The organism is Kitasatospora sp. NPDC002965 (genome assembly GCF_040611255.1).
Taxonomy (GTDB): domain Bacteria; phylum Actinomycetota; class Actinomycetes; order Streptomycetales; family Streptomycetaceae; genus Kitasatospora.
The window spans coordinates 17,455-38,666 of record NZ_JBEXNT010000092.1 but is presented as its reverse complement, the minus strand read 5'-3'; the positions used below and the strand labels follow the sequence as shown (position 1 = coordinate 38,666).

Here is a 21,212-nt window from a genome sequence, read left to right as displayed (position 1 = left end):
CCGCCCCCGCGGCCCGGGGGGTCCCCGCTAACCGGCACCCGGGCCCCCGGGGCCCATTCCGGTTTCCCCGAACCCGGCCCGCACCCCCCCCGGCGCCCCCGGGGGCCCGCCGAGGCGGGGCGACGGCCGCCGGGGGCGTGCGAGCCCTCCGGCGGCCGTGCGGCCGAGCCGGTCAGCCGTTGATCGGCGGGCGGTAGCCGGTGTCCGGGCCCTGCGCGTCGCGCGGGCCGCTGCCCGGCTCCACGACCTCGCCCTGGATCACCTTGCCGTCCGGGCGGTGGATGCGCAGCTGCTCCTGGAGCCGCATCGCGTCCGCGAACGGGTCGGCGCCGACCGAGGAGGTCGAACGCAGCGCCTTGTCCGCGAGCCGGCGGCCGGCCGCCCGCCAGAGCACCCGGGTCGGCGGGAACAGCAGGGTGAGCGCCAGGGCGTCCGAGAGGAAGCCCGGCACGATGAGCAGCAGGCCCGCCAGCACCGTGAGGCTCGTGCCGGTCTGGGCCTGCTGCGACTGCGGGTCGCGGCTCTGCTCGATCGCCGCCGACAGGGCCTTGAGTCCGGCCCGCTTGATCAGCGAACCGCCGATCACCGCCCCGGCGATCAGCAGCAGGACGACGGTCAGGCCGCCCAGCCAGGATCCCACCTGGACCAGCAGCCAGATCTCCAGGACCAGCCAGGCGGTGACCACCAGCGGCAGCACCCGCCGGAGCTTCGAGCGCGGCGCCGGACGGGCGGGGGTAGCTTGCTGGGTCACGGTACGAATCCACTCCTAGCGGTGCTCTGCGCGCCGCACGGGAGGTCCGGACCGGCTACGGCACCAACTGCTCCAACGATCGCCCGTCGGCCGGTGTTCCGTCGGTCCGCGCGCCGGCCTCCGGACGCCGGCGACGGGTGACCAGTACCGCCCCGCCGCAGGCCAGCAGGCCGGCCAGGGCGAGCGTCCACTCGGGCACGGCACCCAGACGGTTGGCGACGGTCGTGCCGTCGCGCAGCGGGACGGTGGCGGACAGCTCGGCGGCGGTCAGCTCCTCGGTCCGCTGGACGACCGTGCCGTCCGGGGCGATCACCGCGCTGATGCCGCTGGTGGCGGCGATCAGCACGGCCCGGCCGTGCTCCACCGCGCGCAGTCGGCTCATCGCCAGCTGCTGTTCGGGCTGGCCGGTCCTGGCGTAGGTGGCGTTGTTGGTCTGGACGACGAGCACCCGGGCGCCCTGGTCGACGGTGTCGCGGACGATCTCGTCGTAGGCCACCTCGAAGCAGATGACGTCGCCGATCCGGGCCGGGCCGAGCTGCATGACGCCGTTGTGGTCACCGGGGTAGAAGTCGCGGGCGACCCGCTGGAGCCGGGTGATCACCTTGGACAGCTGGTCGCGGAACGGCACGTACTCGCCGAACGGCACCGGGTGCTGCTTGGTGTAGGAGGCGCCGGGGCCGGTCTTCGGGTCCCAGACGATGCCCTCGTTCTGGACGTGCTGCTCGTCCGGGCCGTCGACCAGGGTGCCGACCAGGGTGGGCACGCCGATCGCCTTCACCGCCTCGTCGATCCGCCGGTAGGCGAGCGGGTCGCTGAAGGGGTCGAGGTCGGAGGAGTTCTCCGGCCAGATCACGAGGTCGGGCTTCTCGGCGCGGCCGGCCGCGATGTCGGCGGCGAGCTTCTCGGTGGCGGCGGCGTGGTTGTTGAGGACCATCATCGGGCGGCCGAGGAAGTCCATGCCGGGGTTGGGCACGTTGCCCTGGATGACGGCGACCTTGACGGTCTCGGCCGGCGCGGTCGGCACGGGCACGAGGAAGCCGGCGAGCATCACGGCGACGGCGCCGAGAAGCCCGGCGGCGGCCGGGCGCGGGTGCCCGGCGCGGCCCCGGCCGGGCAGCCGCAGGACGGCCCAGGCGAGCAGGGTGCCGGAGAGGGCGACCGCGAAGGTCACCAGCGGGGCGCCGCCGAGCGCCGCCAGCGGGGTGAAGGGCGTGGCGGTGTTGGCGAAGGCGAGCCGGCCCCAGGGGAAGCCGCCGAGCGGCAGCCGGTCACGGGCCCACTCCTGGGTGATCCAGAGGCAGGCGCCCCAGAGCGGCCAGACGGGCAGCCGGGAGGTGACCGCGAGACCGGCGCCGAGGGCGGCCAGGAACAGCGCCTCGACGACCGAGAGGCCGACGGTGGCGTCCCAGCCGATCACCCGCAGCCAGCTGAGCAGCATCAGGAAGAACGGCAGCCCGAAGGCGAAGCCGGTCCAGGCACCCTGCCGCACGGTGCGGCCCCGGGTGAGGAGGGAGAGCGCGGCGACGCCGAGCAGCGAGAGCGGCCAGAGGTCGTACGGCGGGAAGGCCAGGGCGAGCAGGAGCCCGGCGAGCACGGCCAGTGCGGTGCGGGGCAGACCGGCCCGGACCTTGGCGAGCGCGCGGACGGCCCGGCCTTCGCGAGGGGTCCCGTCTGGGGTCTCGGATGCGGTCCCGGACCGCTCCGGGGGGACGGGCATGGCCACCGTCGCACCATCTCTCTCGGTGCCGCCGCGGAGGTGCACGGACGGCTGTTCGGACGCTGTCCGAAGAAGGTACCCCGTCAGGACACCGAACCGTGAGGTGAGGGTCGCTTCGTACCGCTTCAGCGCGGGCCGTAGCGGACCTCGCGGAGCGGCCAGTCGGCGTCGATCCAGGCGGACACGGCGCGGTACAGCGGGGCGTCCAGCTCGGCGCGGTCGGCGCGGACCCAGGAGCTGACCTTGGTCACGGCCGGCTCCTCGCGGTCCGGGTAGACGTAGACGCAGCCGATCACGGCGTCGCCGGGGACCTCGCGGACGGTGTAGGTGAAGCCCCTGCGGGCGGCGAAGTCGGCGGCGTGCCGGCGCAGGTCGGCGAGGTTGCGGTCGAGGGGCATGCCCTCGACCGGGGGCCAGTGGCCGTGGCCGAAGCCGGGGGTGGCGCGGATGTGTTCGATGCTGCCGCTCCAGGCGGCGTGGTCGGCCTCGTTGTGCTGCTCGCCGAGGGGCTCCAGGCGGAACCCCTCGGCGCGCAGCTCGCGCGGCACGGTGAAGCCGGCGGGGACGAACGCGGGTGCGGTGGTGTGATCGGTCATGCCGGGCACGCTACGGGCCACACCGCGCCACGATCATCCGCTTTTCACTCGGCGGCGCGGTAGACCGTGCGGCCGAGGACCACGGTGCGCAGGCAGACCGGCAGCGGACGGCCCGGGGTGAGGTCGGGCAGACCGGGGGTGCCGGAGCGCGGGTCGGTGGACCAGCCCGCCACCCGGGAGTCCGGCGCCTGGACGACCAGGTCGTCGGCGGCCCAGATCGCGTAGCTGGCGACGGCGCCGGGGACGAGCACGCCGTCGTGGTCCCGGCCGATCGCGCGCCAGCCGCCCCGGGTGTGGGCGGTGAAGGCGGCCCGGGCCGAGATCCGGTGCTCCGGGGTCCGGTGGAAGGCGGCGGCCCGGACCGCCCCCCAGGGGTCGAGCGGGGTGACCGGGGCGTCCGAGCCGAAGGCGAGCGGCACGCCGACCCGCAGCAGGGCCGCGAAGGGGTTGAGCGCGGCGGCGCGCTCGGCGCCGAGCCGCTGGACGTACATGCCCTCCGGGCCTCCCCAGGCGGCGTCGAAGGCCGGCTGGACGGAGGCGGTGAGACCCAGCTCGGCGAAGGCCGCGACGGTCTTGTCGTCCAGCGCCTCGGCGTGCTCGACCCGGTGGCGCAGCGCCCGGACCCGCTCGGCGCCGACCCGCTCCCCGGCCGTCCGGACGCCCTCGACCACGGCGGCGACCGCGGCGTCGCCGATGGCGTGGAAGCCGGCCTGGAGCCCGGCCGCGGTGCAGGCCTCGACGTGGTCGGCGACCTGCTCGGCGGTCAGGTACGCCGTCCCGGTGTGGTCGGCGTCGGCGTAACTGGCGTGCAGGCAGGCGGTGTGCGAGCCGATCGCGCCGTCGACGAACAGGTCGCCGCCGGCGCCGACCGCGCCGAGCCGGCGGGCGGTCTCCACGCCGCGCTCCCCCAACTCCCCCCAGTAGCCGAAGACCTCGGGGCCCTCGCCCCCGGCTGCCAGCGCGAGCAGGGCGGCGAGGTCCTCCTCGGAGGAGATCTCCGGACCGGCGCACTCGTGCAGCGCGCCGATGCCGAGTTCGGCCGCGCGGGCCAGGGCGGCGCGCTGGGCACGGGCGCGCTGCTCGGGGGTGAGGCGGGCCAACGCGGTCTGCCGGACGGCGTGGTGGGCGTCGCGGGTCAGCGGGCCGTCGGCGTGGTGGCCGGGGCGGCCGGCGAGGTCCTCGGTGAGCTCGCGCAGCGCGCTGGTGGCGAGGGCGGAGTGCACGTCGGTGCGGGAGAGGTAGACGGCCGCGCCCCGGGCGGCGGCGTCCAGCTCGGCGAGCGTGGGCGGGCGGCCCTCGGGCCAGCCGGTCTCGTCCCAGCCGTGGCCGATGAGCACGCCGCCGGGCACGTCCTGGGCGTCCACGAAGGCGGTGAGGGAGTCGAGGGCCGCGGCCAGCGAGGCACTGCCGGTGAGGTCGAGCCCGGTGAGCGCCAGCCCGGTGGACGTGGCGTGCACGTGGGCGTCGACGAAGGCGGGGGTGACCAGGGCGCCGTCCAGCTCGACGATCTCGTCGGCGGTCTGCACGTAGGCCTCGGCGGCTCCGTCGCTGCCGACCCAGGCGACGTGCCCGCCCTCGACGAGCATGGCGGTGGCGAAGGGGTCGGCGGGGCTGTAGACGGCGCCGCCGCGCAGCAGGACGGTTCGTGGGCCCCTCCTGCCCGAGGGCGGGCCAGGAGGGAGGGTGCGTTCGGTCATGCGGCCTAGTCTGCACCTCCCCGGGGCCCGCTCAGAGCTTCGGGGGGCGCGCCTCGTAGGGGGTCGAGAGCACGACGGTGGTACGGGTGGAGACACCGGCGGCGCTGCGGATGCGGGCCAGCAGGTCCTCCAGGTCACCGGGGGCGCCGACCCGGACCTTGAGGATGTAGTTCTCCTCGCCGGCGACGCTGTGACAGGCCTCGATCTCGGGCAGGCCGGCCAGCCGTTCGGGCGTGTCGTCCGGGGAGCTGGGGTCGAACGGTTTGACCGAGATGAACGCGGTCAGGGCCAGGTCGACGGCGTCCGGGTCGACGATGACGGTGTAGCCGCGGATGACGCCGCGCTGCTCCAGCCGGCGCACGCGCTGGTGCACCGCCGAAGTGGACAGGCCGGTCGCCTTGCCCAGGTCCGTGTAGCTCATCCGGCCGTCCTGGAGGAGCAGCTGGACGATGCGTTGGTCGAGATCCTCCACAAGGCGCAAACCTACCCCCTCGGGGGCGCACGCGGTGCCGGGGCGGGCGCACGCGGAGTCACCCGGGGCGCCACGGGGTGTCATACGGGCACATGCCGGGCGAATGTGGCGGACGACACACCCGGTGCATCACAGTGCGCCCGGCCGCAGGATTATGAGTCCGCGTGGGCGGGAAGTGCTGGTTGTGGCCCCGGGCGACCACGCCGGGCCCGATCCGAGGGGGATCACCATGCGCGTAGCCGACCACCGCCCGACGGGCGCGGACGACTCCCACGATACGAGCGACCGCGAGGACCTCGCGGTCCCCTACGACGCCGCGCCCGGGGTGGACCCGGGCGAGGCCGACACCTGGGAGATCTTCCGGGTGCACTGCCCGGAGTGCCGGCGTCCGATCGCCCTGGTGGGCGACGAGGAGCGGCTCCCGCAGCACGCCGTCCTGCCGACCGCCTGGCACCCCTTCTCCCCCGCGCTCTGCCCGGGTTCGGGCGCGCCGTCGGACGACCTGGCCGAGGTGGACGCCGCCGAGGACGCGGAGCCGACCGGCCTGGAGGCGCTGCTCGCCCTGCCCTCCGAACTCGACTGGCGCACCCAGCCGTTCTCCCACGCGATGGTGCACCGCCCGGTCCGGGTGGAGCCCGCCCCGGCCATCCCCGAACAGCGCAGCCGACTGACCCGGCGCTGAACCACCGCGCCCCGGGCGACCGTACGCCGAACCACCACACCCTGAACGGCGGCTTGTCCGAACGTCGTTGACGGGACCTCAGAGGAAGAGACACCTCCGGGCGTCGCTCCGCACCCTGGAGCGACGCCCGGAGGCCGTTCACGGGCCGCCCCCGCTCAGCCCTTGGTGAGGTGGCGGCCGATCACCAGGCGCTGGATCTGGTTGGTGCCCTCGACGATCTGCAGCACCTTGGCCTCGCGCATGTACCGCTCGGTGGGGAAGTCCTGCGTGTAGCCGTAGCCGCCGAGCACCTGCACGGCGTCCGTGGTCACCTTCATCGCCGCGTCGGTGCAGAACAGCTTGGCCATCGCCGCCTCCTTGGAGAACGGCAGCCCGGCGTCGCGCTTGCGGGCGGCGGCCAGGTAGAGCGCCCGGCCGGCCTCGATCTGGGTGGCCATGTCGGCGAGCAGGAACGACAGGCCCTGGAAGTCCGCGATCGGGCGGCCGAACTGGCGGCGGGTGCGCGCGTAGTCGACGGCCTGGTCGAGTGCGGCCTGGGCGACGCCGACCGCGCAGGCCGCGATGCCGAGGCGGCCGGAGTCGAGCGCGGCGAGCGCGATCTGGAAGCCCTGGCCCTCACTGCCGATCAGCCGCTCCCGGGGGACCCGGGCGCCGTCGAAGTGCAGCTGGGCGGTCGGCGAGGACTTCATGCCCATCTTGTGCTCCGGCGGGGCCGCCGACAGTCCGGGCTGGGTACCGGGCACCAGCAGGCAGCTGATCCCGCGCGCGCCCTCCTCGCCGGTCCGGACCAGCGAGCTGTAGAAGTCGGCGTGGCCGCCGTGGGTGATCCACGCCTTGGTGCCGCTGACCACGTACGCGTCACCGTCCAGGTCGGCGCGGGTGCGCAGGGCGGCGGCGTCGGAGCCGGACTGCGGCTCGGAGAGGCAGTAGGCGCCGAGCTGCTCGCCGGAGAGCATGCCCGGGAGCCAGCGGTCGCGCTGTTCGTCACTGCCGAAGGTGGCGAGCGCGTGGCAGGAGAGCGTGTGGACGCTGACGCCGAGGCCGACGGCCAGCCAGCCGGCCGCCAGCTCCTCCAGCACCTGGAGGTAGACCTCGTAGGGCTGCTCGCCGCCGCCGTGCCTCTCGTCGTACGGGAGCGAGAGCAGGCCGGCCTCGCCGAGCGTGCGGAAGACCTCGCGCGGGAAGCGGCCGACGGCCTCGTCCTCGGCGGCGCGCGGCTGCAGCTCGCGCTGGACGAGGTCCCGGGTCAGGCTCAGGAGCTCGCGGGCCTCCTCGCTCGGCAGCTGGCGGTCCACGGCTTTCGCAGGGGAGGGGGTCATAGCGGCTGGTCGCCTCCTCGATCTGGCACCGGGCCCCGGGAGTGGTGGGCCCCGCGCGGGGTGTGGCAGGTCGGCCCGACCGGCACCGGATTGCGGTGAACGGCCGTTCACATACGTGGCGAAGTGAGTATGCCCGATCACGGCGCTGCCGTCACGACCTGCCTTCCCTCACTGTCCGTACCGGCGCACGGCCCCCCGTAGGGTTGACGTTGTGGCTTATTCCGAGACCTCCGCTCCCCCTGTAGAGGGGCCCCGCACGCCCGCTCCGGACCTGGCCGGCCTGGCCGCCGGGCTGCGGGCGCTGCCGCCCTCCTGCGGGCCGGTGCGGCTGGTCGCGGTGGACGGTCACGCGGGTTCGGGCAAGACCACGTTCACGGACCGGCTGGCGACGGCGCTGGGCGGGGCGCCGGTGGTCCACCTGGACGACCTGGCCACCCACGCCGAACCGTTCGGCTGGACCTGGCGCCTGCGCACGCAGGTGCTGGAGCCGCTGGCGGCCGGGCGGGACGCCGCGTACGAGGTCTACGACTGGACGCTGCGCCGGTTCGCCCGCACCGCCGCGGTGCCGCTCGCGCCGGTGGTCCTGATCGAGGGGGTCGGCGCCGGGCGGCGCGCGGTGCGGCCGTGGCTGAGCCGGCTGATCTGGATGGAGCTGGACGCCGCGGCGGCCCGGCGGCGCGGCGAGGAACGGGACGGGCCCGGACTGGCCGAGTTCTGGGAGGGCTGGGCGTCGGCCGAAACCGCACATTTCGCCGACGACCCGAGCCGGCCGTTCGCCGGAAACCTGGTCGACGGAGTGACCGGACGGATCGCGCCGAGCACGTTCGGTGAACCTTCAACAAGCGCTTGACCTGCGGTATCTCCAGGAATTAGGTTCTCCCACGTTGCCGGGTTCGTTGAATCCGCAACCTCGGACCCGGCATCCCCGGCTTGTTCCCCCGTGAGCCGGGGGTGCCGTCCGTCATTCCTCCCCCGGTCCCGGCCACCGTCCAACGGCCGCACCCCCGATCGCATTTGACATCGTGCGGCACCCTTCCGGATCAGCGCCGCGCCGGTACGATTCCTGGCAGGCGCATAGGCGCCCCGGGGGTTGACGACCACCGGCCGGCTCCGCACATCGCCCCGCCGGCCGAGCCCCGAGCCACACCGCGGGGGGCGTGAGTGACGACGGTGGAGAGTTCCGACAGCAACAACGCGGGCGGCACGGCGCCGGACCGGCTCGCCGACCGTGCCTGGCTCCGTGCCATGGACGCCTACACGGCCGGCGCGTACTCCCGGGCCGAGGAGGAGTTCCGCGCCGCCGTGCGACTGGACCCCGGCATGGCCGACGCCTGGCTCGGCCTGCACGCGCTGCGCAGCGACACCTCCGGCGCGCTGCTCGCCATGTACCGCCACCAGAAGCGGTTCGGTGAACAACGCCGCCGGCACGGCCGGCCGCTCAGCTCCTGGTACTGGCTCGGCTGGTGGGTGCAGCCGGTCCTGGAGAACACCCGGGACCTGGCGCTCGCCCACGCCTCCCACTGGCTCGACGGGCGTCACCTCACCGAGCTGGACCAGGCCCTGGAACAGTGCCCGGCCCCCGACGACGACCCGTGCGCCCGGTTCCTGCACGCCTGCCGGTCCTACCTCCTGAAGGACTGGGAGCAGCTGATCAGGGACACCGACCGGCTGCTGGACGACCCGCTGCTCGGCATCGAGGCCGGACTCTTCGCCGGCATGGCGCGGGTCCGGCTGGACATGTGCGCGCAGGCCCAGGGGCCGCTCGCCGCCTCGCTCGCCCGCTGCCGCTCCGAGCAGCCGCAGCGCAAGGAGCTGCGGTACTGGCTGGCCCGCTCGTACGAGGGCGCCGGGCGCAGCGCGGCCGCGTTACCGCTCTACCGGGCCGTCCACCGGGCCGATCCCGCGTTCATGGACACCGCGGCCCGGCTCACCGCGATCTCGGCGGAGGACGGCGTCGCCGACGCGCTGCTGGAATCCGGCGCAGCGGGCGGGCTCGGCCGCGAGACGGGCCGCGCGGGCGGCCCGGAGGACGGGCTGGATCCCCTGGGCCCCCTGGATCCCCTGGGTTCGCCGGGCTCCGTGGAGGCGCTGGACGCGCTGGACCCGACGGGGCTCGACCCCGCCGGCTACGGGGCCTTCGGACCGGACCCGGTCGGCGCGGAGGCTCCCGGCCCGGGCGGTCCCGGCGTCGAGGGGCTCGGCGGCGACGGCCTCGCCGGCGGGAGTCCGAACCTGGCGGGTGTCGGCGCGGAGGGGCCGGGGCCGGCCCTCACCGGTCCCGACGGCCCCGGCGGTTCGGTTGCGGATGTTCCCGGCCCGGACTCCGAGCCCTACCCCGCGGCGCCGGCCGCGCCCGCCACCGCGGGGACCGGCACCGACAACAGACCCGGCAGCGGGCCCGGTTCCACGGCGGGCGGCGGGCGCTCCGGTTCTTCGGCCGCTCCGCAGCCGGCCCCGGCCGCGCCGGCCGCCCCCGCCCCGGCCCGGGGCGAGGCGCTCCCCCGCACCGCGAACGCCTTCACCACGGTCGAACGCGAGGACGACCGGGGCGACTTGGACGCGGCCCTGGCCGAACTGTCGCAGATGGTCGGTCTGGAGCCGGTCAAGCGGCAGGTCCGGGCGCTCTCCGCACAGCTGCGGATGGCCCGGCTCCGCGCCGAGCAGGGCCTGCCGGTCCAGCCGCCCAAGCGCCACTTCGTCTTCTCCGGCCCCTCCGGCACCGGCAAGACCACCGTGGCCCGGATCCTCGGCCGGGTCTTCCACGCCCTCGGGCTGCTCTCCGGCGACCACCTGGTCGAGGCCCAACGGGCCGACCTGGTCGGCGAGTTCCTCGGGCAGACCGCGGTCAAGGCGAACGAGCTGATCGACTCCGCGCTGGACGGCGTGCTCTTCATCGACGAGGCGTACAGCCTCTCCAACTCCGGCTACAGCAAGGGCGACGCGTACGGCGACGAGGCGCTCCAGGTCCTGCTCAAGCGCGCCGAGGACAACCGTGACCGGCTGGTGGTGATCCTGGCCGGCTACCCCGAGGGCATGAACCGGCTGCTCGCCACCAACCCCGGCCTCAACTCCCGCTTCACCACCCGGGTCGACTTCCCCAGCTACCGCCCCGGCGAGCTGACCGCGATCGGCTCGGCGCTCGCCGGGCGGGACGGGGACGGCTGGGACGAGGACGCCACCGAGGAGCTGGCCTCGATCTGCACCCACGTGGTCCGCGAGGGCTGGATCGACGAGCTGGGCAACGGCCGGTTCATCCGCACCCTGTACGAGAAGTCCTGCGCCTACCGGGACCTGCGGCTCACCATGCTGCGCGAACCGCCCGGCCGCGAGGACCTGGCCACCCTCCGGCTGCCCGACCTGGTCCAGGCGTACGGCGAGCTGATCGACGGCCGGAGCTGAACCGGTACCGGCCCGGCACCGGGCAGGCACCGGGCCGGGGCGACCGGCCGGGCGGGCCGCCCCGGCCGGTCCGGTCACCGGCGGCCCGCTCAGCCCGCCAGCACCTTCGCCTCCAGCTCCGGGTCCAGCCCGACCTTCGGCCGGTCCGGGCGCTGCGGCGCGGTGCCGCCGATCGCGGTCAGCCAGGCCCAGGTGTCGGCGACGGTCTCCGCCACCGGGCGGCAGCGCAGCCCGGCCGCGACCGCCTTGGCGACGTCGGAGCCGTGCATGGTGTCGTACAGCTCGCCCGGCGGGATCCAGACCGGCAGGTGGCTCCACGGCTCGACGCCGGCCGCCAGGATCGGCGCGGGCTCCGTCCAGCGCAGCTCGGCGTCCGCGCCGGTGGCCGCCACACAGGCCTCCAGCAGCTCGCCCATGGTCGCGTGCCCCCGGGGGCCGACCAGGTCGTACGGACCGCCGAGGCCGGCCGCCAGGGCGTCCAGCGTCCAGGCCGCGAGGTCGCGGGCGTCGATGTACTGCACGGCGAGGTCGCGCGGCCCGGGGGCCAGCACCGGGCCGCCGCGGGCGATCCGGCCGAGCCACCAGGGCAGCCGGCCGATGTTCTCGTACGGGCCGAGGATCAGTCCGGCCCGCACCAGCAGGGCCCGGTCGCCGAACGCGTCCAGCACCGCCAGCTCGCCGCCCCGCTTGGCCTGCGGGTACGCCACGTCACCGCCGTCGTCGGGCGAACCGTCGACCACCGGCGCGGTCTCGTCCGCGCCGGCCGGGGCCGGGTAGGCGTACACCGAGCGGCTGGACACGTACGCGTACCGGCCGACCCGGCCGGCCAGCAGGCGGGCGCTCTCGCGCACCGCCGACGGGGCGCCGGACCAGGTGTCCACCACGGCGTCCCACTCCCCCTCGGCGAGCGCCGCGAGCCCGCCCCCGGCCGTCCGGTCCCCGTGCCGGACCTCGGCCACCCCCTCCGGCGGAGCGTGCGTCCCCCGGTGGAAGACCGTCACCTCCCACCCTCTCGCCACCGCGTCCTCGGCCACGGCCCGACCGACGAACTCCGTCCCACCCAGCAGTAGAAGCTTCATGCCGCCCACCCTGCACAGAGGGTGGGCGGCATGGGAACAGTCGCACGCTCAGAGCGGAATCGCCCTGAGCGAAAGGGCCGGGCCGAAGCCGGGGCCGGCTACGCCGCGGAGCGGTGGTCCGGGTCGTGGACCTCGCCGACCAGCTCCTCCAGGACGTCCTCCAGCATCACCACGCCGAGCGTCCGCCCGTCGGCGTCGAGGACGGCCGCCAGGTGGCAGGCGGCCCGGCGCATGGCGCCGAGCGCGTCGTCCAGCGGGAGCGTGCCGCGCACCACCGTGATCGGCCGCCAGAGGCGGGCCGGGACCGGCGCGGTCGGGTCCTCGACGTCCAGGATGTCCTTGAGGTGCAGGTACCCCAGGTAGCCGTGGCCGGCCGGGTCGCCGTCGGCGACCGGGAAGCGCGAGAACCCGGTGCGCAGCGCCAGCTCCTCGATCTGTGCGGCGGTCACCTTGGTGTCCACGGTGACCAGCTGCTCAGGGGTGAGCAGGACCTCGGTGACCGGGCGGCGGCCCAGCTCCAGGGCGTCCTCCAGACGTTCCTGGCGGCCCTCGTCGAGCAGGCCGGCGTCCCGGGAGTCGACGAGCAGGTACATCAGCTGCTCGGTGGTGAAGACCGACTCCACCTCGTCCTTGACCTCGACCTTGAACAGCTTCAGCACGCCGTTGGCGAAGGCGTTCAGGAACGAGATCACCGGGGTGAGCCAGCGGGCCAGGCGGTCCAGCGGCGGGCCGAGCCAGAGCGCGGCCTTCTCCGGGCCGGCCAGCGCGATGTTCTTGGGCACCATCTCGCCCAGCACCATGTGCAGGTAGACCACGACGGCCAGGGAGATGCCGTACGAGAGCGGGTGCATCAGGCCGGACGGGATGCCGATCGCGTGGAACGGCCCCTCCAGCAGGTGGGCGATGGTCGGCTCGGCGAGGGCACCGAGGCCCAGCGAGCAGACGGTGATGCCGAGCTGGGCGGCGGCGAGCATCGCGGAGACGTTGGAGAGCGCGTGCAGCACGGTGCGGGCACGCTTGTTGCCGGCCTCGGCGAGCGGCTCGATCTGGCTGCGCCGGACCGAGACGACGGCGAACTCCGCGCCGACGAAGAAGGCGTTGCCGAGGAGCAGCAGGACGGCGACGGCCAGTTGGAGCGCGGTCATCGGGTCCCGTCCTCGTCGTCGCCGAAGAAGTGGTGGTGCTCGGCGGTGCGTTCCACCCGGACCCGGCTGGTCCGGTGGCGGTCCACGGCCTCGACGGTGAACCGCCAGCCGGGCAGCTCGGTCTGCTCGCCCGGGGCGGGCAGCTTGCCGAGCAGGTCGGTGACCAGGCCGGCCAGGGTCTCGTACGGACCGTCCGGGGCGTACAGGCCGATGGCCTCCAGCTGGTCGAGCCGGGCGCGGCCGTCGGCGGCCCAGACGGGCTGTCCGTCGACCGGCGGCAGCGGCAGCAGCTCGGGGGTGTCGGCCGGGTCGTGCTCGTCCTGCACCTCGCCGACGATCTCCTCGACGATGTCCTCGACGGTGACCACGCCGGCGGTGCCGCCGTACTCGTCCACCACGATGGCCATCGGCTGGAGGCGGCGCAGCTGGTCGAGCAGCCGTTCGGCCGGGAGCGTCGCGGGCACCAGCAGCGGCGGCACGGCCAGGTCGGAGACCCGGACCGAGGCGCGCCGGCCGGAGGGAACGGCGAGCGCGTCCTTGAGCGTGACGGTGCCGGTGACCTCGTCCAGGCTGTCGCTGTAGACCGGGAAGCGGGAGAGGCCGGTGGCGCGGGTCAGGTTGAGGACGTCGGCGGCGCTGGCGTCGTGCTGGAGCGCGGCCACGTCGATCCTCGGGGTCATCACGGACTCGGCGGTGAGGTCGCCGAGGCCGAGGGTCCGCACGAACAGGGTGGCGGACTCCTCGTCTATGGCGCCGGCCCTGGCCGAGTGACGCGCGAGCGAGACCAGCTCGGCAGGGGTCCGGGCGTGGCCCAGCTCCTCCTGCGGCTCGATCCCGAAGGCGCGGACCATCCGGTCGGCCGAACCGTTCAGCACGCTGATCAGCGGGCGGCAGACGCGCGAGAAGGCCATGTGCGGCGCGGCGACCGCGCGGGCCACCTGGAGCGGCCGGGAGATCGCCCAGTTCTTCGGGACCAGCTCACCGATCACCATCTGGACCACGGTGGCGAGCACCATGCCGATGATCACGCCGGTGCCTCGGGCCGCGCCCTCGGGCAGGCCGACGCCGGTGAGGACGGGCTTCAGGAGGACGGAGAGCGCCGGCTCGGCGAGCATGCCGACCACCAGCGAGGTGACGGTGATGCCGAGCTGGGCTCCGGAGAGCTCGAAGGAGAGGTGCCGCAGTGCCTTGGAGACCCGGCCGGACTTGGCGTCCCCGGCCTCGGCGGAGCGCTCGACGGCGCCGCGCTCGACGGTCACGAAGGCGAACTCGGCGGCCACGAAGAGGCCGTTGGCGAGGATGAGCAGAAGGGCTGCGAGCAGCAGCAGCCAGGCGGTGATCACAGTGCCGCCTGCCTTCCGAGGGTCGGAAGTTGGGCGGCGTAGGTACTACCGGACGGATCGTCCATGGACGGGGGGTTTCACTCCTCAGGTCGTTTTCGGGCAGGACAATGCCTTTGCCCCGCTTTTACCAGCGTAGACGATACCCGTGCGCATGTCGGATCCGTGTTCGGACCCGCGAAGGGCGTGAAGGGGCGAAGGGCGGCGCGAGGGGGCGGAACGGCGGCTCGGCGGCTCGGCGGCTCAGTGGCCGCGGCGCTCGACCAGGTCGCGCAGCGCGCGGGCGTCCGCGATGGCCTGGGCCTTGCCCACACCGGACTGGATGCCGACGGCGGCCAGCGAGGAGCCGTCCGCGAGGTCGAGCGTGGCCCACGGGTCGCCCTGGCGGAAGTTGACCCGGACGATCTCGGCCCAGGCCAGGCGACGGCTGCGGACGAAGTTGACCACCGTGACGCCCTCGGCGTCGGCCCTGACCCGGGGGCGGGCCAGCATCAGGCCCACCGAGGCGAAGAGCACCCCGCTGGCCGCCATCATCAGCCGGTCGTTGAACTGCCAGTTCGCCGGCAGCGCGACCGCCATCACGGCGAACAGCACCACCAGGAGCACGCAGACCGGCAGCAGGACGGCACGGGTGCGGCGCGGGGCCCAGGTGACGGGGAACTCGGCGGTGGTGGACACGAGGGGCTCCGGGGTGGTTCGACGGCTGGTGCGGGGAAAGGGCGGGGACGCGTACGGCGTCCCCGCCCCATTCAACCGGTCCTTACCTGCGGGGCCGCAGGCGGCAGGCGGATCAGAGACGGCAGGCGTGGATGTTGGTGACCAGGATCGCCCGGGCGCCGATGCTCCACAGGTCGTCCATGATCCGCTGGGCCTCCTTGCGGAGCACCATCGCGCGGACGGCCACCCAGCCCTCGGTGTGCAGCGGGGAGACGGTCGGCGACTCCAGGCCCGGGGTGAGACCGACGGCGGCGCCGACGTTCTCGGCGCGGATGTCGTAGTCCATCAGCACGTAGCGGCGGGCCACCAGGACGCCCTGCAGACGGCGCAGGAACTGGTCGACGGCCGGGTCCTCGCCGGCGCCCTTGGGGCGGATCACCACGGCGTCGGAGACCAGGATCGGCTCACCGAACACCTCCAGGCCCGCGTTGCGCAGGCTGGTGCCGGTCTCCACCACGTCGGCGATCACGTCGGCGACGCCCAGCTGCACCGCGGTCTCGACCGCGCCGTCCAGCTTGGTGACGGTGGCCTTGACCCCGTGGTCGGCGAGGTGCTGCTCGACCAGGCCGGTGTAGGAGGTGGCGATCCGCAGACCCTCCAGCCCCTGCACGTCCTGGACGTCCACGCCCTCCGGGCGGGCGAAGCGGAAGGTGGAGCCGCCGAAGCCGAGGGCCAGCACCTCCTCCGCGTTGGAGTGCGAGTCCAGGAGCAGGTCACGGCCGGTGATGCCGACGTCGAGGCGGCCGGAGCCGACGTAGACCGCGATGTCGCGCGGGCGCAGGAAGAAGAACTCGACCTGGTTGCCCGGGTCGACCAGCACGAGCTCCTTGGCGTCCTTGCGCTGGCGGTAGCCGGCCTCATGGAGCATCTCCGCCGCAGGACCCGAGAGCGAACCCTTGTTGGGAACGGCGATGCGCAGCATGGAGGTCTGTTCCTTACCTGTTGGGTGTGACGAAGGGGGTTACGTGCCGGACCGGTTCTAGAGGTACTTGTAGACGTCGTCGAGCGTCAGCCCACGGGCGACCATCATCACCTGAAGGTGGTAGAGGAGCTGGGAGATCTCCTCGGCGGTCTGCTCGTCCGACTGGAACTCGGCGGCCATCCAGACCTCTGCGGCCTCCTCGACGACCTTCTTGCCGATCGCATGGACGCCCTGCTGGACGAGCTGCGCGGTACGGGAGGACGAGGGGTCGCCGGTGGCGGCCTTCTGCTGGAGCTCGGTGAAGAGCTCCTCGAATGTCTTCGAAGCCATGATGGACTCACCTTACGGCGTGCGGGCTTACGGGCGGTAAACGGTCCCGGACCGTGGACAGTCCGGTGGACGTCCACGGTCCGGGTTCCCGAACGGGTGGGCGGGGACGGGCCCGCGAAGGCGCGGCCCGCCCGCGGCTCAGAGCGCGCGCAGGGTGACGGCGGTCGCGACGGCGGCCGTGACGGCCTCGTGCCCCTTGTCCTCGGCGGAGCCCGGCAGGCCCGCCCGGTCCAGCGCCTGCTGCTCGTCGTCGCAGGTCAGCACGCCGAAGCCGACCGGAACGCCGGTGTCCACGCTGACCTGGGTGAGACCGGCGGTGGCGGCCTGGCAGACGTAGTCGAAGTGCGGGGTGCCGCCGCGGATCACCACGCCGAGGGCGATCACGGCGTCGTAGCCGCGGTCGGCGAGCCGCTTGGCGGCCACCGGCAGCTCGAAGGTGCCGGGGACGCGCAGGACGGTCGGCTCGGCGACACCCAGCTCCTTCAGGGCACGGTGGGCACCGTCCAGGAGGCCGTTCATCACCTGCTCGTGCCACTGGGCGGCGATCACGGCGACCTTGAGGCCGGCGGCGTTGTCGATGGTCAGCTCGGGGGCTCCGTGGCCGCTCATGTGCGGGTGCCTTTCGATGGTTCGGCTCGGTGGTTCGGCGGTGCGGGTGGGTGGGTGGGTGGGTGGTGCGGGTGGTGCGCGGTGTCGCTCCGCGGGTCAGGAACCGAGGCCGGGCAGGTCGTGGCCCATCCGGTCGCGCTTGGTCCGCAGGTAGCGCAGGTTGTGCTCGCCGGCCGGAATCTCCACCGACTCGCGGCCCTTGACCTTGAGCCCGTGCTCGGTGAGCGCGGTCAGCTTCTCCGGGTTGTTGGTCAGCAGGGTGAGCGAGCGCACCCCGAGGTCGCAGAGCATCTGGGCGCCGATGCTGTAGTCGCGGGCGTCCGCGGGCAGGCCCAGTTCGAGGTTGGCGTCGACGGTGTCCCGGCCCTGCTCCTGCAGCTCGTAGGCGCGCAGCTTGTGCGCCAGGCCGATGCCCCGGCCCTCGTGGCCGCGCAGGTAGAGCACCACGCCGCGGCCGGCCTCGGCGACCCGCCGCAGCGAGGCCTGCAGCTGCGGGCCGCAGTCGCAGCGCAGCGAGCCGAGGACGTCGCCCGTCAGGCACTCCGAGTGGACCCGCACCAGGACGTCCTCGCCGTCCGGGAGCCGGCCGTCCGCGTCCAGCCCGCCGGCGACCAGGGCGATGTGCTCGACCCCGTCGATGGTGCCCTGGTAGCCGACGGCGGTGAACTCGCCGAACTCGGTGGGCAGCGAGGTGACGGCGGCCCGGCCGACGTGCAGTTCGGTCCGGCGGCGGTAGGCGATCAGGTCCTCGATCGAGATGATCGCCAGGCCGTGCTCGCGGGCGAAGGCGACCAGCTCGGGCAGCCGCGCCATGGTGCCGTCGTCGTTGACCACCTCGGCGATCGCACCGGCCGGCGCCAGCCCGGCGAGCCGGGCCAGGTCGACGGCGGCCTCGGTGTGACCGGGGCGGACCAGCACGCCGCCGTCGACGGCCCGCAGCGGGAACACGTGCCCGGGGCGGGCCAGGTCGCCGGGCCCGGTGCCGGGCGAGGAGAGCAGCCGGACGGTACGGGCCCGGTCGGCGGCCGAGATGCCGGTGGAGACCCCGTCGCGGGCGTCGACCGAGACGGCGTAGGCGGTGCCCTTGCGGTCCTCGTTGACCTGGGTCATCGGGGGGAGCTTGAGCCGGTCCAGTTCGTCGCCGGTCATCGGGACGCAGATCACGCCGGAGCTGTAGCGGATGGTGAACGCCATCAGCTCGGGGGTGGCGGCGGAGGCGGCGAAGACGATGTCGCCCTCGTTCTCGCGGTCCTCGTCGTCGACCACGATCACGGCGCGGCCGAGCGCGATGTCGGAGACGGCCCGCTCGACCGGGTCCAGGGCGAGGTCGAGCACGGCGGCGCGGTCGCCGGTGCGGGCCGGGGTCTGCTTCTCGGGCTGGTTCTCGGTCTGGTTCTCGGTCATGCGGAGGCTCCCTGGAGGACGCGGTCGGTCGAGGGACGGGCGGTGCGGCCGCGCAGCCACCAGGCACGCAGGCCGAGCAGGACCAGGACGAAGTAGACGGAGTACGTGAAGCCGGAGAAGACCAGCCCGTTGTTGAAGGCGAGCGGGACGCCGACCAGGTCGACGGCGACCCAGGCGAACCAGAACTCGACCCAGCCGCGGGCCTGGGCCACCATCGCGGCCAGCGTGCCGACGAAGATGTAGGCGTCCGGCCAGGCGTCCCACGACAGTTGCGGGTAGACGGTGAAGAGCGTGCCGACCGCCACGGTGCCGAGCACGGTGCCGCCGATCAGCACGGCGCGCTCCCGGCCGGTGGCGAAGCGGACCTCGACGTCGCCGCCGCCGTGCTTGCCGCGCTGCCAGCGGGTCCAGCCCCAGACGGCGGCCACGATGACCACGAACTGCTTGCCCACACCGCCGCTGAGGTGGGCGGACCAGTAGGCACCGACCAGGACGACCCCGGAGAGCAGTTGGACCGGCCAGGTCAGCCGGGAGCGCCGCCAGCCGAGGGCGAGCGCGGTGAGGCCGAGCAGGTTGCCGATGATGTCCGAGCGGTAGACGTCCTGACCGAAGAGGTGGACGGTGCCGTTGAGCCAGTTCACGTGTTCTCTCCGGCGATCGTCGGAAGGGTGGGGAGGGTGGGGAGGGCCGGGAGCGTGCGGGACTCCAGCAGCCGCTCCACGTACTTGGCGAGGACGTCGACCTCCAGGTTGACGCTCTCGCCGACGGCCCTGGTCCCGAGCGTGGTCAGCGCGAGGGTGGCCGGGATGAGGCTGACGGTGAAGCTGTCACGGGCCGCCTCGACCACGGTGAGGCTGACACCGTCGACGGTGATCGAGCCCTTCTCCACCAGGTAGCGCGAGACCGACTCCGGGAGCGAGAAGCGCAGCACCTCCCAGCGCAGCTCGCCGGCGGCGTCACGCTCGCCCGGTTCGCGGCTCAACAGCCGCCCGGTGGCGTCGACATGACCCTGCACCAGATGTCCGCCGAGCCGGGCGCCGAGCGCCATGGCCCGCTCCAGGTTGACCCGCGAGCCGGGCTTCAACTCGCCCAGGCTGGAACGGTGGAGTGTCTCGGCCATCACGTCCGCACTGAACTCACCGGTTCCGGCGGCCAGTTGGTCGGGGCTGTCGACGACGGTCAGGCAGACGCCGTTCACCGCGATGGAGTCGCCGTGGTGCGCGTCCTGACAGACCACCGGACCACGCAGGCGGATTCGCGAGGAGTCGCCGATCTCCTCGATCGACACGACCTCGCCGAGCTCTTCGATGATGCCGGTGAACACCCGGGTTCTCCTCGCGCTTGGGGCGCGGACTCCGGGGCTGTGGCATGGGAGATGACACGGACGGGCACGGGGTGCACGGATCCGCCGACGGCGGGGCCACCCGTGGTCACGGGTCACCGCCGACCGGCCGACGGCAGAGGAGACCTCTCCCGTCGTGCACGTCCGCGGTCCACCGGGGGACCACGGATACCGCTCTCTCGTCCGTCGCGCACGCCTCCCATCCGGACTTTAACCGTCGGTCCAGGAATTTCACCTGGTCAACCGGCCGCTGGCTGCGGACGGGTCGCGGACTGTAACCGCCGGTTCGGATTTTCACCGACCCCGGAGTGCGCTGAACGTCACTGCTACTACTGCCGTCATTGTGCCATGATCCGTGCGGTCCCAGGGAGAGGCCCCGGCTGTGGTCTGTTTCACGCGGAGGCCGGGAATGCGGGCGGACGGGAGTACGCGGCGGGCGCCGGGTGCGCGGGGCTCCCGGTGGCGGTCCGCGGTGCGCCGGGCGCACGCTGGTGGTAGGCGGACGGGCGGCGGCCGTCCGCAGGCTCCAGGAGGTGCGAGCACGATGGCGAAGTTCATGGATGTCCACCACGGGATGGCCGGCATCACGCAGGACGAGTTGCGGATGGCCCACCAGGCCGACCTGGCGATCCAGGCCGAGGAGGGCGTGCAGTTCGAACAGGCGTGGGCCGACCCGGAGTCGGGCATCGTCTACTGCCTCTCCGAGGGTCCGTCGAGGGAGGCCGTGCAGCGGGTCCACGAACGCGCCGGACACCCGGCGGACGAGGTGCACCCGGTGCCGCTGATCGTCTGAGCAGGCCCGGGAGGTCGGCGGTCCCGCCGAACCCGGACCCGGCGGCCGGGTCGCGGGCGGCCTCACCGCTGCCCGTCGGGGATCGCCCGGAGGCCCTCGGCTAGATTTCCGGTATGACCAGCACACCGGAGACTCCCGACCCGTCAACCGTCGAACCGGGCACCCCGAACGGCCTGTTCGAGGCGCTCGGCGCGAGCGCCGTCCGCGACGCCGCGGGTCTGCGGGAGGTCTACGAGCAGCCCGGCGACCACGCCCGTCGCAAGCAGGTCGACCACCTCCACGAGGTGGCGCGCCGGCTGATCGCGTGCTCGTCGCTGGTCTTCGTGGCCAGCGCGGACGCGGACGGCCGGTGCGACGTCTCCCCGCGCGGCGGGCCGGCCGGGCTGGTGTCGGTGCTGGACGAGCACACCCTGGCGATCCCGGACGCGACCGGCAACAAGCGGCTGGACACCCTGCACAACATCGTCGAAACCGGCCGGATCGGGCTGATCTTCGTGGTGCCGGGCCGGGACTCCACGCTGCGGGTGAACGGCCGCGCCTGCGTCTCCACCGATCCCCGGCTGCTGGAGCAGCTGACGGCGGTCGGCAAGCCGCCGCGCAGCGCGATCGTGGTGGCGGTCGAGGAGGTCTACGCGCACTGCCCGAAGGCGTTCCTGCGCTCCTCGGCGTGGAAGCCGGAGAACTGGCTCGCCGCGGACGCCCAGCCCAGCTCGGCCGAGGTCACCCTCTCCCACCTCGGGGACCCGTCGCTGACCGTCGAGGCCATCGAGCAGAACGAGCGGGAGGCGCTGCTCTACCGGTACGAGTAGCGGCCACCCGCCCGGCCGGAGCCGGGACGGTGCGGGAGGCCGGGCTCGACGCACCTCCGCGTCCGGCCCGGCCTCCCGCACGCGCACCG

The 21,212-nt window shown here is 73.9% G+C and carries 21 protein-coding genes and 1 riboswitch; of the genes, 5 read left to right on the top strand and 16 right to left on the bottom strand.

The window, feature by feature from the left end:
• Positions 1–172: 172 nt before the first annotated feature.
• The 5 genes from fxsA to ABZY91_RS29060 form a co-directional block, all read right to left on the bottom strand.
• Positions 173–751, bottom strand: a complete 579-nt coding sequence (gene fxsA, locus ABZY91_RS29080; protein ID WP_355405859.1) for an FxsA family membrane protein — start codon at positions 749–751, stop codon at positions 173–175.
• Between the two features lie 55 nt (positions 752–806).
• On the bottom strand, positions 807–2,468 hold the full coding sequence (lnt, locus tag ABZY91_RS29075) for an apolipoprotein N-acyltransferase (RefSeq protein WP_355405858.1): 1,662 nt from the start codon (positions 2,466–2,468) through the stop codon (positions 807–809).
• Positions 2,469–2,593: 125 nt separating this feature from the next.
• Entirely contained in the window at positions 2,594–3,064 is a 471-nt protein-coding gene (locus ABZY91_RS29070; protein WP_355405857.1) for an N-acetyltransferase, read from the bottom strand.
• Between the two features lie 44 nt (positions 3,065–3,108).
• Positions 3,109–4,761 carry an amidohydrolase family protein gene (locus ABZY91_RS29065; RefSeq protein ID WP_355405856.1) on the bottom strand — a complete coding sequence of 551 codons (1,653 nt, stop codon included), beginning with the start codon at positions 4,759–4,761 and terminating at the stop codon, positions 3,109–3,111.
• Between the two features lie 31 nt (positions 4,762–4,792).
• Positions 4,793–5,233: an Lrp/AsnC family transcriptional regulator gene (locus ABZY91_RS29060; RefSeq protein ID WP_329884219.1), complete on the bottom strand. Its 441-nt coding sequence runs from the start codon at positions 5,231–5,233 to the stop codon at positions 4,793–4,795.
• 229 nt (positions 5,234–5,462) lie between these two features.
• Between ABZY91_RS29060 and ABZY91_RS29055 the strand changes: the two genes are divergently transcribed.
• Positions 5,463–5,915 carry a hypothetical protein gene (locus ABZY91_RS29055; protein WP_355405855.1) on the top strand — a complete coding sequence of 151 codons (453 nt, stop codon included), beginning with the start codon at positions 5,463–5,465 and terminating at the stop codon, positions 5,913–5,915.
• A 155-nt stretch (positions 5,916–6,070) separates the two neighbouring features.
• Here ABZY91_RS29055 and ABZY91_RS29050 read toward each other — a convergent pair whose 3' ends face one another.
• Positions 6,071–7,234: an acyl-CoA dehydrogenase family protein gene (locus ABZY91_RS29050; RefSeq protein WP_355405854.1), complete on the bottom strand. Its 1,164-nt coding sequence runs from the start codon at positions 7,232–7,234 to the stop codon at positions 6,071–6,073.
• 271 nt (positions 7,235–7,505) lie between these two features.
• Here ABZY91_RS29050 and ABZY91_RS29045 point away from each other — a divergent pair, with 271 nt between their 5' ends.
• Both ABZY91_RS29045 and ABZY91_RS29040 read left to right on the top strand, forming a co-directional pair.
• On the top strand, positions 7,506–8,084 hold the full coding sequence (locus ABZY91_RS29045; RefSeq protein ID WP_355405861.1) for a hypothetical protein: 579 nt from the start codon (positions 7,506–7,508) through the stop codon (positions 8,082–8,084).
• 395 nt (positions 8,085–8,479) lie between these two features.
• A complete protein-coding gene (locus tag ABZY91_RS29040) occupies positions 8,480–10,633 on the top strand; it encodes an AAA family ATPase (protein WP_355405860.1) in 2,154 nt (717 codons plus the stop codon).
• A gap of 89 nt (positions 10,634–10,722) precedes the next feature.
• On the opposite strand, the gene ABZY91_RS29035 is transcribed toward ABZY91_RS29040, so the two are convergent.
• The 10 genes from ABZY91_RS29035 to ABZY91_RS28990 all read right to left on the bottom strand — a co-directional run bounded on the left by ABZY91_RS29035 (position 10,723) and on the right by ABZY91_RS28990 (position 19,503).
• Entirely contained in the window at positions 10,723–11,712 is a 990-nt protein-coding gene (locus tag ABZY91_RS29035) for an NAD-dependent epimerase/dehydratase family protein (RefSeq protein ID WP_329884211.1), read from the bottom strand.
• A 98-nt stretch (positions 11,713–11,810) separates the two neighbouring features.
• Complete coding sequence (locus ABZY91_RS29030; protein WP_329884209.1) at positions 11,811–12,857, bottom strand: hemolysin family protein; 1,047 nt, start codon at positions 12,855–12,857, stop codon at positions 11,811–11,813.
• On the bottom strand, positions 12,854–14,200 hold the full coding sequence (locus ABZY91_RS29025; RefSeq protein ID WP_329884207.1) for a hemolysin family protein: 1,347 nt from the start codon (positions 14,198–14,200) through the stop codon (positions 12,854–12,856). Before ABZY91_RS29025 ends, ABZY91_RS29030 begins: the two co-directional genes overlap by 4 nt.
• 240 nt (positions 14,201–14,440) lie before the next feature.
• Entirely contained in the window at positions 14,441–14,875 is a 435-nt protein-coding gene (locus ABZY91_RS29020; protein WP_355405853.1) for a PH domain-containing protein, read from the bottom strand.
• A gap of 112 nt (positions 14,876–14,987) precedes the next feature.
• Positions 14,988–15,836: an ATP phosphoribosyltransferase gene (gene hisG / locus ABZY91_RS29015; protein ID WP_329884203.1), complete on the bottom strand. Its 849-nt coding sequence runs from the start codon at positions 15,834–15,836 to the stop codon at positions 14,988–14,990.
• A 57-nt stretch (positions 15,837–15,893) separates the two neighbouring features.
• Positions 15,894–16,166, bottom strand: coding sequence for a phosphoribosyl-ATP diphosphatase (locus ABZY91_RS29010; protein WP_030306151.1), 273 nt, complete (start codon positions 16,164–16,166; stop codon positions 15,894–15,896).
• A gap of 138 nt (positions 16,167–16,304) precedes the next feature.
• Complete coding sequence (gene ribH / locus ABZY91_RS29005) at positions 16,305–16,775, bottom strand: 6,7-dimethyl-8-ribityllumazine synthase (RefSeq protein ID WP_329884194.1); 471 nt, start codon at positions 16,773–16,775, stop codon at positions 16,305–16,307.
• Between the two features lie 96 nt (positions 16,776–16,871).
• Entirely contained in the window at positions 16,872–18,179 is a 1,308-nt protein-coding gene (locus ABZY91_RS29000; protein WP_355405852.1) for a bifunctional 3,4-dihydroxy-2-butanone-4-phosphate synthase/GTP cyclohydrolase II, read from the bottom strand.
• Positions 18,176–18,820 (bottom strand): nicotinamide mononucleotide transporter family protein, encoded by a 645-nt coding sequence (locus tag ABZY91_RS28995; RefSeq protein WP_355405851.1) that lies wholly within the window; start codon positions 18,818–18,820, stop codon positions 18,176–18,178. Before ABZY91_RS28995 ends, ABZY91_RS29000 begins: the two co-directional genes overlap by 4 nt.
• Positions 18,817–19,503: a riboflavin synthase gene (locus ABZY91_RS28990; protein ID WP_355405850.1), complete on the bottom strand. Its 687-nt coding sequence runs from the start codon at positions 19,501–19,503 to the stop codon at positions 18,817–18,819. Before ABZY91_RS28990 ends, ABZY91_RS28995 begins: the two co-directional genes overlap by 4 nt.
• A 205-nt stretch (positions 19,504–19,708) precedes the next feature.
• A riboswitch (FMN riboswitch) is annotated at positions 19,709–19,836 on the bottom strand.
• Positions 19,837–20,065: 229 nt separating this feature from the next.
• Between ABZY91_RS28990 and ABZY91_RS28985 the strand changes: the two genes are divergently transcribed.
• The gene (locus ABZY91_RS28985; RefSeq protein ID WP_329884187.1) at positions 20,066–20,314 is read left to right on the top strand and encodes an SCO4226 family nickel-binding protein; all 249 of its coding nucleotides are present in this window, start codon (positions 20,066–20,068) and stop codon (positions 20,312–20,314) included.
• Positions 20,315–20,427: 113 nt separating this feature from the next.
• On the top strand, positions 20,428–21,123 hold the full coding sequence (locus tag ABZY91_RS28980) for an MSMEG_1061 family FMN-dependent PPOX-type flavoprotein (RefSeq protein WP_355405849.1): 696 nt from the start codon (positions 20,428–20,430) through the stop codon (positions 21,121–21,123).
• Positions 21,124–21,212: the final 89 nt, after the last annotated feature.